The sequence below is a fragment of the Oryzophilus luti genome, assembly GCF_059726245.1.
On the sequence record NZ_AP040874.1, the window covers coordinates 1,445,921 to 1,458,591 of the forward strand.

The 12,671-nt window shown below is 63.2% G+C and carries 13 protein-coding genes; 11 read left to right on the top strand and 2 right to left on the bottom strand.

Annotation, left to right across the window (positions count from 1 at the left end):
- The first annotated feature begins 117 nt into the window (after positions 1 to 117).
- Complete coding sequence (locus AC6IZO_RS06280; protein ID WP_497809090.1) at positions 118 to 2,412, top strand: patatin-like phospholipase family protein; 2,295 nt, start codon at positions 118 to 120, stop codon at positions 2,410 to 2,412.
- Between the two features lie 95 nt (positions 2,413 to 2,507).
- On the opposite strand, the gene AC6IZO_RS06285 is transcribed toward AC6IZO_RS06280, so the two are convergent.
- Together AC6IZO_RS06285 and AC6IZO_RS06290 are read right to left on the bottom strand one after the other, a co-directional pair.
- Positions 2,508 to 3,485 carry a DUF6976 family protein gene (locus AC6IZO_RS06285; RefSeq protein WP_497809092.1) on the bottom strand — a complete coding sequence of 326 codons (978 nt, stop codon included), beginning with the start codon at positions 3,483 to 3,485 and terminating at the stop codon, positions 2,508 to 2,510.
- 13 nt (positions 3,486 to 3,498) lie between these two features.
- Positions 3,499 to 3,723, bottom strand: a complete 225-nt coding sequence (locus tag AC6IZO_RS06290; protein WP_497809094.1) for a hypothetical protein — start codon at positions 3,721 to 3,723, stop codon at positions 3,499 to 3,501.
- Between the two features lie 570 nt (positions 3,724 to 4,293).
- On the opposite strand from AC6IZO_RS06290, the gene AC6IZO_RS06295 reads away from it, so the two are divergent.
- The 10 genes from AC6IZO_RS06295 to AC6IZO_RS06340 all read left to right on the top strand — a co-directional run bounded on the left by AC6IZO_RS06295 (position 4,294) and on the right by AC6IZO_RS06340 (position 12,671).
- The gene (locus tag AC6IZO_RS06295) at positions 4,294 to 4,983 is read left to right on the top strand and encodes a hypothetical protein (protein WP_497809096.1); all 690 of its coding nucleotides are present in this window, start codon (positions 4,294 to 4,296) and stop codon (positions 4,981 to 4,983) included.
- A gap of 100 nt (positions 4,984 to 5,083) precedes the next feature.
- Positions 5,084 to 6,199, top strand: coding sequence for a beta-N-acetylhexosaminidase (gene nagZ / locus AC6IZO_RS06300; protein ID WP_497809098.1), 1,116 nt, complete (start codon positions 5,084 to 5,086; stop codon positions 6,197 to 6,199).
- Positions 6,196 to 7,335, top strand: coding sequence for an anhydro-N-acetylmuramic acid kinase (locus AC6IZO_RS06305; RefSeq protein WP_497809100.1), 1,140 nt, complete (start codon positions 6,196 to 6,198; stop codon positions 7,333 to 7,335). The genes nagZ and AC6IZO_RS06305 overlap by 4 nt, the downstream gene beginning before the upstream one ends.
- Positions 7,328 to 8,953, top strand: coding sequence for an ABC transporter substrate-binding protein (locus AC6IZO_RS06310; RefSeq protein ID WP_497809102.1), 1,626 nt, complete (start codon positions 7,328 to 7,330; stop codon positions 8,951 to 8,953). The genes AC6IZO_RS06305 and AC6IZO_RS06310 overlap by 8 nt, the downstream gene beginning before the upstream one ends.
- Before the next feature lie 76 nt (positions 8,954 to 9,029).
- The gene (xseB, locus tag AC6IZO_RS06315; RefSeq protein WP_497809104.1) at positions 9,030 to 9,260 is read left to right on the top strand and encodes an exodeoxyribonuclease VII small subunit; all 231 of its coding nucleotides are present in this window, start codon (positions 9,030 to 9,032) and stop codon (positions 9,258 to 9,260) included.
- Positions 9,261 to 9,384: 124 nt separating this feature from the next.
- Positions 9,385 to 10,266 carry a polyprenyl synthetase family protein gene (locus tag AC6IZO_RS06320; RefSeq protein WP_497809106.1) on the top strand — a complete coding sequence of 294 codons (882 nt, stop codon included), beginning with the start codon at positions 9,385 to 9,387 and terminating at the stop codon, positions 10,264 to 10,266.
- Between the two features lie 28 nt (positions 10,267 to 10,294).
- Positions 10,295 to 10,789, top strand: a complete 495-nt coding sequence (locus tag AC6IZO_RS06325; protein WP_497809108.1) for a beta-class carbonic anhydrase — start codon at positions 10,295 to 10,297, stop codon at positions 10,787 to 10,789.
- Positions 10,789 to 11,547 carry a bacillithiol biosynthesis deacetylase BshB1 gene (bshB1, locus tag AC6IZO_RS06330; RefSeq protein WP_497809110.1) on the top strand — a complete coding sequence of 253 codons (759 nt, stop codon included), beginning with the start codon at positions 10,789 to 10,791 and terminating at the stop codon, positions 11,545 to 11,547. The genes AC6IZO_RS06325 and bshB1 overlap by 1 nt, the downstream gene beginning before the upstream one ends.
- Positions 11,548 to 11,611: 64 nt before the next feature.
- Positions 11,612 to 12,250 (top strand): hypothetical protein, encoded by a 639-nt coding sequence (locus AC6IZO_RS06335; RefSeq protein ID WP_497809112.1) that lies wholly within the window; start codon positions 11,612 to 11,614, stop codon positions 12,248 to 12,250.
- Positions 12,251 to 12,395: 145 nt separating this feature from the next.
- Positions 12,396 to 12,671: a FeoA family protein gene (locus tag AC6IZO_RS06340; protein ID WP_497809114.1), complete on the top strand. Its 276-nt coding sequence runs from the start codon at positions 12,396 to 12,398 to the stop codon at positions 12,669 to 12,671.

Genomic DNA, 12,671 nt, shown 5'->3' on the forward strand with positions numbered 1-12,671 from the left:
GTCCAATCCCGCATGTGCCTACTGCGTAACCGGGAGAAGCACGCGGCCACGTTGAAACTGAGCCGTGAACGTGCTCCAATCAAAATGACCTCTCGAATCTCCGTCAGGAGTTCGTTCATGATCCTGCGCACTTGCCGCGCTGTTGCCATCGTTCTGCTTCTCTGCTTCGCCGCCTGGGCACAAACGCCCGCCGTGGAGCAGACGGCCCCATCCACACAAACGGAGTCCGCCGCATCTTCCATGCAGGCGCCGACTGCGGTGCCCACTGACGCTGCAGCACCTGCGAGACCGCTTGTGCCCTCCGCACTGCCTCCGGCCATTCCTTCGCGACACAAGCTGGGCGTGGCGCTCAGCGGCGGCGGCGCACTCGGCCTCGCGCACGTGGGCGTGCTTCGCTACTTTGAGGAGCACCACATCCCGGTCGACTACATTGGCGGCACCAGCATGGGCGGCCTCGTCGCGGGCTTCTTCGCCACCGGCATGGACTACGCGGAGATGCGCGAGGCGCTGAAGGAGATGGATTTCGACGTCCTGCTCAGCCCGAACATCGGCTTCCGCGACCAGCCCGTGGTGGAAAAGCAAAGCTGGCACCGCGCCACAGGGGATTTCACGCTGCGCTTTGGCAAGCATTTCTCGCTGCCCGCCGGACTGAACAATGGCGAGGCAATGGCCCTGTTGCTGAGCCGCCACACCCAGGCCTACGGCGACGTCAAGAACTTCGACGACCTGCCCACGCCATTCCGCTGCGTCGCCACCGACCTCATCGCTGCCGACAAGGTGGTGCTCTCGCACGGCTCACTGGCAAAAGCCATGCGCGCCACCATGTCGATTCCCGCAATCTTTACCCCCGTGCACTGGGATGACAAGGTGCTGGTCGATGGCGGACTGGTGGAGAACATTCCGGTGGACGAGGTGCGCGGCATGGGCGCCACCACGGTCATCGCCGTCAGCCTGCGCACGCCCAAGCCGCAGGCCGACCAGTTCAAATCGCTCACCGGCGTGCTGAAGCAGACGGCCTCGATTGCCGTGACGCTGAACGAGCGCGAATCCATCCGCCGCTCCGACCTGAACATTGACGTGGACACCACGCAGTTCAGCTCGATGGACTACGCCTCGAAGCTGGCCATCGTCGAGGCCGGGTACAAATCCGCGAAGCAGATGGCCGACAAACTGCGCCCTTTCGAACTGAATGACGAGGAATGGCAGGCCTGGGTTGCGCAGCGCGCCGCCCGCCGCCGCCAGGTGCCCGCCAACGGACGCGTGGTGACCGTGGTGGCACAGAACAAGAAGTTCCAGCAGAACGTGACGCGCGAACTGGAGCGAAAGCTCGGCGACGGGCCGGTGAAGGAAAAGCAACTGGACGATGTGCTGACCGGGATGGTGGCCGCCACGGCCGTTCCCGGAGCCTCCTACGAATGGCAGCACGCGCCGCAGCCGGAGGGCTACCGCGTGGAGTTCCTGACGCGTCCCGACCGCCAGTTTCTGGAACGAGCCTCGGTGCTGATGAGCCTCTCGAACGGGGAGCCGGCACGAGCAACTTTGAAGCTCTCCCCATCGCTGATCTTCGGCAATGCCTATAAGGAGCGCGGACTGGGGGCGGTGGAAATCGGCTACGACCCCGGCCTGAAGATGGAGTACTACCATCCGCTGAATGGCTCGCCGTATTTCTTCGCGCCGGGCGTCTTCGTCAAGCGGACGCACATACAGGACTACCACGGGGCGCTGCGCATCGACCACACGCGCGACCGTTTTGGCGGCACGTTCTACGTCGGTGCGGGCACCTGGCGCTTTGCACAGGTGCGGCTGGGCGTGGAGAGCGGATACGACTCCTACGACACGGAGTTGGTGGCCAACGGCGTCACCGCACGCAGCGGAGGTTTTGCCAATCCGCAGCTACGCCTGCTCTACAACACGCAGGATTCGACGGGGCTGCCCACACGCGGCGTTCGCGCCGAGGCCGAACTGGGCTACAGCTTCCGCCATGCGCCGTATCCGTACTTCCGGCAGGAACTGCTGGCGTTGCATCCGGTCAACCGCTTTGCCACCGTGCTCGGCGGAGTGGACTCGGCAACGACCTTCGGCCACCTGCCCAGCTTCTACGAACAGTTCACCGTCGGGGACTCCTCGCAGTTCGGCGCCTTCCGCTATCAGGAGTTCCATGCCAACACCTTCTACAGCGCGAGCGGCGGACTTGTTCTGCATCAGCCGGCGCGCAAGGGCTATGGCGTGGATCCGGCGGTGGGCGTCTGGTACCAGGCGGGGCGCTTCGACCTTGGCTCCCTCGGCTGGCAGACGCACCAGAGCACGTCGATCGGACTGTTCCTGCCGACACCCATCGGCGCCGCGGGACTCACCGTCAACTTTACGGAGAAAGGCAAAGCCCGCCTGAGGCTCTCGCTCGGCGGCTTCTAAGCAAGGAAAAGGCCAGCCACCTTGGGGGAGGAGGCTGGCCGTCCGCCGCGTTGGTTCCCGCGGCAAAGCTCCGAACTTCGGTTGTGAGCCTGCAATTACACGTCGCGCAGATAGAGACGCACCATCGTCTGGTTCAACAACTGGTGAGCCACCTCGCCGAACGTGATGGGGCCAATGTCCTTGCCAACCTTCTTGCCCTCCAGCCCGGCATACAGATAGTTGAGGATGCAGTTGCAGGAGAAGACTGGCGGCCGCTCGTTGCCTTCCACCATGCGGGCAAAGGCCTTCACGTAATCGTCAACCGGCGCGGCAAACTTGTAACTGACGCCCTTGAATACCGGCCCATAGAAGCGGACCTTGTGGCCGTCATGATCCACCATCTGGATGCTGACGTTGACGATGCTGCCGTTGTAATCGGCGGTCAGCGGCAGACGCACGTCAATTCCCTTTTGCGCAAGGTAGTCGGCAAAATCCTGTGGCTGGCCATTCACCAGACACTGACTGGTCTCAAAGCCCGACTCCGCGAAGGTGATGGTGTCACCCTCGCCCTGATGAAAGACGTTGACGATATCCAGCTCGGCCACTTTGCCCTTGGGCAGCGTTACATGCATCACCAGCGCCTGGTCCTCCAATATCTCGCCGCTCTCGCCGTCAAACACCGCCGGCAGCTCATGGCCAATCTGCGCGACCGGCACGCCGGTGACCCAGCCGACAATGGGCTTCATGAAGATGCCTGGATAGGTCGGCGCGTCCTGCGCGTACTCCATGTGAACGGCGCTGCCAGCCGGCAGCAGCAGGAAGCTGTAGCCGTTTTCGGGCGCGTCTGCGCAGAGGCGGGGCAGGGTCTCCACCGAGTACTTGCGGATTTCAACCGCTGTGGCGCAGTCGGGCACGGCATTGACGAAAATTTTCTCCTCATCACAGATGCCGCCTGCGGTGTCCATGAAATAGGGCGTGGTGCCGCCAATCCAGGTGCCGGGGCGCAACTGCTGCAAGGCGGCGTCGCTGCCGGCCAGGATGAGACGGCGGCCCTGAGCGATCCATTCATTCACTTCCGGGATGGAACAAAGCATAACGGTCGCCTCCCTAGGAGAACAGCAGACGCAGTTCGTCTGCGTAGGCTGTCTCGTACTTTGCAAAGAACTCGCGGGCATGATGGATGAGCCGCTCGACGTTGGCAGGAGATTTGTCGCGCTCGTACTGGATGCGGCTGTTGTACAGCATCATGTTGACCGCAAGCTGCGACGTCTTCACCTGCTTCTCACCGGTGATGATTTGTTTCCAGCCCGGATGGCTGAGAGGAGGTAGCATGGGTCAATTTCTCCTTCAAAGGCCGTGGAAGCTCCGGGACAGTGCTCGCCCCCACACCCTTCTCTCGTGAACTACTCCGTCCCAACGGCAGTTTGCGCCGGGGAAACCATGCGCGCGAGACTTTGCGGCCACCTTGTTCACACCCACCTGCATAAACAGGACAGCGCTCCATTTTGGGCGCCCTGGCAGGGCAGATGGCTCTCGCCAGCCGTGGGCCATAAGGTACGACGAAAGTGGAGAGAACGGCGATCTATTTTCTTGATTATTTTCTCTAGATTTAATTGACAACGAGCAGCTTTGCCGCTACCTTGTCTCCCGCGTCATTGCCGGCTCCGCTGTCTATCCCCGAATTTTGGCCCCGATGTTTCCGATCCCGTTCCCGGTACGGTTCCCCAATTTCTTAACTGGCTCTCATACGGCTCCATATTTCGTATACGAAGGAGAGAGTCGAATATGAACCAACCCGGTATGTGGCGGGCTGCGGTACGGCCCGGTGTGTGGAACCGAGTTCTTCCCTTGCTGCTGTTGCTGCTTGTTGCTCTTTCCGTCCTGCCCGCTGCGGCGCAGGAGATGAAAGGAAAGGCCCCACTGTACATCTACGTTGGTCTGTGGAATGTTCCGCGCGCCCATTGGGGTGAAATGGGCAAGCAGAGCATGGCCGATGATCCGATCCTGAAACAGAGCATGGCCAAGGGCAATCTGCTGTGCTACGGAAACGACTTCAACCTGCTGCACACACCCGACGGTTACACCCATGACGACTGGTGGTGCGGCACGAGCATGGCTTCCCTGCTCGAGGTGCTCGACCAGTTCCAGAAGATGAGCGCCGACCCACCGGCCGTGCTCACAATGGCGACCAAACACGCGGACATGGTGCTGGTCAGCCGCTTCTACGGCTGGAAGCCCGGCAACTACACCAACGTCTACTCCCGCGGACTGAGCTACAAGCTGAAGCACGATGCGCCCGATGAAGCTGTGGAGTTGCTGAGCAAGCAACTGTTCGTGCCCCTGCTGGAAAAGCTGATGGCCGAAGGCTCCGTGATCGAATACGACGTGGACGAGCAGGCGCTGCACACAGAAGACCCCGCGATGTTTTACCTCAACTACATTTGCCCGACCGCGGCGGACCTGGACAAGGTGAATGCAGCCGTCCGCGAGATGCAGATGAAGAACCCGCTGAGCGGTTACGGCTTTGATCGTGTGATCGACTTCAAGGCCCACCGCGACGTACTGACCCGCACCAACGCCAGCTTCAAGTAGCACTGGCCAACCGGGGCGCGGACTCCCGAGAATCTCCGCGCCCCACCCACCCCCGCGAATGCACTCTTCCGCACAGGGGAAAATCTGCAATAATTCCGCCATGGCCGCTCGCCAGAGTCTTCCCCACACCGTCGGCTCTCTGCTCATTCTCGGGTTTGAGGGCACCACACTGGACGATCCCACGCGCACGATGCTGCGCGAGCTGCAGCCCGGCGGGGTCATCCTGTTCGCCCGCAACATCGAATCCGCACGGCAGACACACGCGCTGCTGAAGGACGTGCGCAAGCAACTTGAGGCACCGCCGCTGCTCGCCATCGACTTGGAGGGCGGCACGGTGGACCGGCTGCGCAACGTAATCACCCCGGCTCCGGCGCCGCTGGAGATTGCACAGAGCGGCCGCCGCGAACTCTACCGCGAACACGGGCGCGTTCTGGGTGCGGAGGCCCGCGCGCTGGGCTTCAACCTGGACTTTGCGCCGGTGCTCGACCTGCGGCTGAAGCCTTCGTTGAAGGTGCTGACCACGCGCACGGTTTCGCCCGATCCGAAGCAGACGGTAATTTACGCGCGGGAGTTTCTACGCGGGCTGGCTGAGAGCCACGTCATTGGCTGCGGCAAGCATTTCCCCGGGCTCGGCGAGGGTTCGCTCGACTCGCACCATGCGCTGCCGGTGGTACACAAGACTTTCAAGCGGATGTGGGACGAGGACCTTGTGCCCTACCGCACGCTGGCACGTGCGCTGCCAATGGTCATGGTTGGGCACATTGCCTATCCGGAAATCACCGGCGACCAGACACCGGCTTCGCTCTCCCGCAAATGGATCAGCGACGTGCTGCGCAAGCGCATCGGCTACCGTGGGCTGGTCATCAGCGACGACCTTGAGATGGCGGGCGCGATGAACCAGATGCCGATCGACAAGGCCGCCGTGGAGCACCTGCGCGCCGGCGGCAACCTTTACCTGGTCTGCCACGAAGAAGAGCGCGTGCGCGCCTGCTATGAGACGGTGCTGCGCACGGCGGAGCGCAGCGCGCGCTTCCGCGAGCACGTGACGGCCAGCGCCGCGCAGCTCCGGCGCTACAAGCAGCGAGCGCCGCAACTGGCGCAACGCTTTCCTGCGGCGCCCACGGACGCGGCGATTGACCGTCTGCGCCAGCGGCTGTGGCTGCTGGGCGAAGAAGCACGCATGGCGTCAAACGCCGTTGCCGCCGAGGCCCTATGATCGTCGCCGGGATCATGAGCGGGACCTCCGCCGATGGCATTGATGTGGCGCTGGTGCGCATGTTTGGCCGCGGCCAGCGCACGCGCCTGCAACTGGTGAAGCACTGCGGCTTCCGCTATCCCGCGGCGGTGCGCAAGGCCGTGCTGACGGCGATGAACGCGCAGTCAATCTCCGTGGCTGAACTTTCGCGCCTGAACTTTCTTCTGGCGGAACTATATGCCGACGCTGTACTGGCCACGGAAAAGAAGGCTGGCGAGCAGTGCGCGCTCATCGGCTGCCACGGACAGACGATCTATCACCAGGGCGCAGCCGCACCGTATCTGGGACGCAGGATTGCCTGCACCTGGCAGATGGGCGACGGCTCCGTGCTGGCGGCGAAGCTGGGACGCCCCGTGGTTTGCGACTTCCGTCCGGCCGATATGGCCGCCAACGGACAGGGCGCGCCGCTGGTGCCGTACCTCGACTTTCTGCTCTACCGGCACGCGCGCCGCGGGCGCATTGTGCAGAACATCGGCGGCATTGGCAACCTGACGGCCATACCCACCGCAGCCAAGCCCGAAGACGTACGCGCCTTTGACACCGGCCCGGGCAACATGATCATGGACGCGCTGACGCTGCGCCTGTTCGGCAAGCCTTATGACCCGGATGGCTCACTGGCCGCCACGGGCAATGTGCTGGAGCCGGTGGTCTCCGAACTGCTGCGCGCGCCGTTCTTCCGCAAGGCCGGACCCAAGAGCGCGGGCCGCGAGCAGTTTGGCGTGGAGTACGCGCAGAAGATGCTGAAGCTGTGCCGCAGGGCGGGCAAGCACGACGTGCTGGCCACGGCCACGGCACTGACCGCGCGCTCCATTGCGATTGCCGTGCGCCAGTTGAGCGCGCAGAACAAGTATCACGACTTTTTCGTCTCCGGCGGTGGCACAGAGAACAAAACGCTGATGCGCATGATTGCCGGTGAGCTGGAACCGCTCGTCATGAAGCCCGAGCTGACGGACGCGCACGGCCTGCCGAGCCAGGCCAAGGAGGCGACGGCCTTTGCGCTGCTCGCCTACCAGACGTGGAACCGTGAGCCCTCGAATGTGCCTGCCGCCACGGGCGCGGCGCGGCCGGCCATCCTTGGGAAGATATGCTATGCGTAGGGCGCAGGTTGCGGCATCCCAGGGTAAGCGCCAAACGCGGGCGCTGAACCTGGGGCACCCGGCAGCTTCTTCTCGCGCGCCATGCCTGCGCGTGGTTGGCAAAAGCGGGCTGCTCCTGGCGCTGGCGTTCGCATGGCTCTGCGCGCTTGCCTGCGCGCACAAGCCGGACGCCAACACCGCAGTGATGCTGATTGAAAGCAGCCCGGCGAACCTCGATCCGCGCATCGGCACCGACGCGCAGTCGGAGCGGCTGGACAAGCTGATCTTCGATTCTCTCGTGCGCCGCGACGAGCACTTCCAGCTTCAGCCCGAGCTTGCCGAGCGCTGGGAGATTCCCGACCCGCTCACCTACGTCTTTCACCTGCGCGCGGGCGTGAAGTTCCACGACGGACGCGCGCTGACCTCGGCCGACGTGAAATACACGCTCGACACCCTCAGCGGCGGCAAGCTGCGCACGGCACGCTCGGCGGCCTTCAAGATCATCGCCTCGGTAGACGCGCCCGATCCGCTCACGGTCGTCGTGCATCTGAAAGAGCCCAGCGCATCGCTGTTGTGGAACTGCTCCGATGGCGCGCTGGGCATCATTCCTGTTGGCTCCGGAGACGAACTGGCGAAGCACCCGGTCGGCAGTGGACCGTTCCGCTTCGTCAGCGCCGCGCAGGACAAGGAAGTGATTCTGGAGCGCAACCCCGACTACTGGCAGGCGCCGCCGCAGTTGCAGCGCGTGCGCTTCGCCGTGGTTCCAGACGACAACACACGCGCGCTCGAGTTGCGCAAAGGCTCGGCCGACGTGGCCATCAACGCCATGCCCGCCGATACCGTGGTGGCCTTGCGGAACGACCCGAATCTGGTGGTGGAGCGCGGCCCGGGCACCATCTATCAATACCTGGCGCTGAACCTGCGCGACCCGCTGCTGCGCGACGTGCGCGTGCGGCAGGCGCTGGCCTACGCCATCGACCGCGAAGCCATCATGAAGTATCTGCTGCGCGGCATGGCCCGTCCGGCCTCCAGCGTGCTGCCGCCGGAGAGCTGGGCCTTCGACACGAACGCTCCAAACTACACGCGGGACACCGCCCGCGCGCGGCAGATTCTGGATGCCGCCGGATACCGCGCGGGCACCAACGGCGTGCGCTTCCACCTGGTGATGAAGACCTCGATGGATGCCACGACGCGCCTGCTGGCCGCCGTGCTGCAGCAGCAGCTTCGCGACGTGGGAATCGCGCTCGACATCCGCAGCTACGAGTTCGCCACCTTCTACTCGGACGTGACCAAGGGCGCCTTCCAGCTCTACTCGCTGCGCTGGATTGGCGGCAACGAGGACCCGGACATCTTCGACAGCGTCTTCAACACCGCCAGCTTCGCGCCCAAACGCGCCAACCGCGGCTATTACAGCAATCCGGAGGTCGACCGACTGATTGCCGACGCGCGCGCCTCCACCGACCAGCAGCACCGCCGCGAGGACTATGTGCAGTTGCAGCAGATCGTCGGACGCGAGCTGCCGTACATCAATCTCTGGTACCTGGATAACGTGCTGGTGCACTCGCGCAGGCTGACGAACGTGCAGCTTGGCACGTCGGGCAATTACGACTTCCTGAAGACGGCGCGGCTGGCAAAGTAGAACCATTCTCTCCGTTACACGAGCACCGCTGTTTGCGTTATGCTCAATCGCAGCCTGATCTGCCGTGGAGGATACCGTGCCGAACTTTGAAGAGAGCCTGAGCCGACTGGAGAACATTGTTTCGCAGCTGGAGAAGGGCGACGTGCCGCTGGAGCAGGCGCTGAAACTGTTTGAAGAGGGCATGAAACTGAGCGGCACCTGCCGCAAGGAACTCGACGCCGCCGAGGGCAAGGTGGAAGTTCTACTAAAGCAGCAGAGCGGCAAGCTGCAAGCGGAGCCGTTCGAGCGCGGGGCCGACCAACACTAACGTTGCGAGGCAGCGCACAGGCTCGAAACGCGCGCGGTGCAAGCCCACTGGACCTTCGTACACGCCCCTCGGACTTTCCCCTGCCGCGCCGCGGCTGTTACACTTTTCTTGGATTTCATAAGACATGCTCAAGCACTCGTTAGAAGAAGGTCGTCGACTGGCAGATGAGGCCCTGGAGCGGTTGTTGCCTCCGGGAACACAGTATCCTTCCACCATTCACCAGGCCATGCGTCACAGCGTGTTTGCCGGCGGCAAGCGCCTGCGGCCCATTCTGTGCATGGAAGCCGCGCGCATGTGCACCGGCTCATTGCCGAAGGGCGTGGAAGACCTGGGCGCAGCCATTGAGATGCTGCACACCTATTCGCTGATCCACGACGACCTGCCTGCGCTCGATAACGACGATTTGCGCCGCGGCCGTCCGACCTGCCACAAGGTCTTTGGCGAGGCCATGGCCATCCTGGCGGGCGATGCCCTGCAGGCCTATGCCTACGAGGTTTTCTCCAAGCTCGCGTGCCCGGCGGAAGCGCGCATCAACATCATTGAAGAGATTTCGCACGCCACCGGCACTATTGACGGCATGGTGGGCGGGCAGGTGGTGGACCTGGAAGCCGAGCACACGCGTGCCGACGCCGCAATGCTCGAATACATTCACCGCGCAAAGACAGGCTCGCTCATCACAGCTTCGCTCATTACAGGCTGCTACTACGCCGGAGCCACGGCGGTGGAGCTGCAGCGCGTACGCGAGTTCGGACGCGCCGCCGGACTGGCCTTCCAGATCGCCGACGACATTCTGGACGTGACGCAGACCAGCGAGCAGCTTGGCAAGACCGCGGGCAAGGACCTGACGGCCGAGAAGGCTACCTATCCTTCGCTCTACGGCCTGGATAAAGCCGAGAAGATGGCCCAGCAGCTGGTGACCTCCGCCTGCGCGGCCTTGGATAGCTTTGGCCCGCGTTCCACGGTGCTGAAGGAGCTGGCGCACTACCTTGTGGACCGCAAGCACTGATTGCCGCATCTGATAGAGAAGGCAAATCATGAGCGTAATTGACGACGTTCTAAAGGCAAACGACAACTATTCCCTCAACCACGATCCGCACCTGCTCTCGCCGAGTCCGCGCAAGCACCTGGCGGTGCTGACCTGCATGGACTCGCGGCTGGACCAAATCACGCTAGGCCTGAAGCATGGCGACGCGCACTTCATCCGCAACGCCGGCGGCATTGTCACAGACGATGCGCTGCGCTCGCTGCTGATCTCCCACTACCTGCTCGGCACGCAGGAGATCATGGTCATCAACCACACGGATTGCGGCCTGATGAAAGCCTCCGAGCAGGAGATGCACGACAAGATCGAGTCGCTGGCCGGTGGACCGGCCAACGTGCCCGTTCACTTCCACGCCTTCAAGGACGTGGAGAAGAACGTGCGTGAGCAGATGGCGCGGCTGGCCCAGCATAGCTGGATCAAGCGCGAACTGGTCATCCGCGGCTTTGTCTACGACGTGCTGACCGGTCATCTGACCGAGGTGAAGTAGTGCCCGGCGCGCTCGACGTGCTGGCCATTGCGGCGCACCGCGACGACGTGGAGCAGACCTGCGGCGGCACGCTGCTGAAGATGGTCGCGCTCGGCCACCGCACCGGTATTCTGGACCTGACGCAGGGTGAGATGGGCACGCGCGGTTCGGCCGAGACCCGCGCCCGCGAGGCGCAGGACGCCGCCCGCATCCTCAAGGTCAGCCACCGCCAAGCACTCGACATTCCCGACGGCCGCGTGGAGAACACCTTCACAAACAAACTGAAGGTTGCTCGCGTCATTCGCGAGCAGCGCCCCAGGGTCGTCATTCTGCCCTACTGGCAGGGACGCCACCCGGACCACTACACCTGCTCCACGCTGGGCTATGAAGCCATCTTTCTCTCCGGACTCACCAAGCTCGGACACAGTGGCAGCATCGAGAACAGCGAAGAACTGCGCGCGATCTCCGAACTTGCGCCGCACCGGCCATTCAAGATTGTCTACGCTTCGCTTTACTATGATGTGCGCCCGAGCTTCGTCGTGGACATCAGCGATGAGTTCGACCAGCGCTTTGAGGCCCTGATGGCCTACACCTCGCAATATGAGGATCAGCAGGCGGGCAGCGGATTGTTTCCGCAGCGCGCGGAGATCCGCCAGCGGCTGGAAGCGATGGCGTCCTACTATGGATTGCTGGCGGGCGTGCGCTATGCCGAGCCGTTCGTCCAGAAAGAGGTCGCGCTCGTTGACGATCTGCTGGCGCTGCCGGTAAAAAGCCTCTGATTCTCGAATTTGCGCCGCACTCCTTTGCGCCGTCCGCGCCCGGAGTGACTAGAATAGAAGCATCATGCTCCCTGATTCTTCGATTCGCGAACAGTTCAGCGAACGCCTGCTGAACGCCCTGCGGAAAGCTTTTCCCAATTCCCAGGCACAGCACGTTGCCCGCGCCACTGCCCCTGACCAGTACGACGACATTCAACTCCGCTGGGTTCTGCCCGACGTCGAGTTCCAGCAGGCCGTTGCACAGCTGCCGGAGATCCTTGCTGCGCTGGACGCCGTGAGCGCCTTGCGCTCCGACCCGATGTACCAGAACTCCGACCGCCGCCGCCTGATGCTGGCGCGCTTCGTTTCGCTGCCGCTCTTCTGGCGGGTGGAGCTGGCGATGGCCGCGCAGTCGGTCGCCGACGATCCGCTGTATGACAACTTCAACGCCGCCGCCCGCGGCACCAACTGGTCGCTGCCGGAGAGCGCGTTGTGGAGCGCCGTTGGGGCCATCCGGCAGATGGCGCGCGGCAACCAGCGCGAGGCGCACAGCCTGCTGCGGCACGGCTTCCAGCGCATCAACGTGCCGGTGCTGCCGAAGATCAGCGACCGCGAACTGCTGACCAAGCTGTTGACCGACGCTCCTAAGATGGAGCCGGAACAGGAAGGTTTTGCCGCCGAAGTGCGAGCACTGGCGGAGGAAACGCTCGGGCCTGCGCAGTAGCGCGGGCCTTCGTGTTTTGCCCCTTCCCGCACCTGCACATCGTTTCCCGATGTTCATGCATCACATTCTGTTGTGATATTGAGGATTGACGCCGGAGCGGAAAAGGGTAAGAATAGTTTTGTAATTGAAAATGGTTTTCAACTTCATGTCCAAGAACGTCCAGTCCGAAGCGGCTCCTACCCTCTCCGAACTCCAGCTCGGCGAGCGTGGCATTGTCTCGCAATTCTGCATGGATCCCTGTGTTGCCGAGCATCTGATGAATCTGGGCTTTATTCCCGGCCTTGAGGTTCTGGTTGCACGCAGCGGCCCCGGCGGCGATCCCCGTGTGTACCGCATTGACGGCACCGAGGTGGCGCTGCGGCGCGATATTTCCCGCTGCATCCTCGTGCGGCCCATCCAGGAAGAACAGGCGGCTGATTAG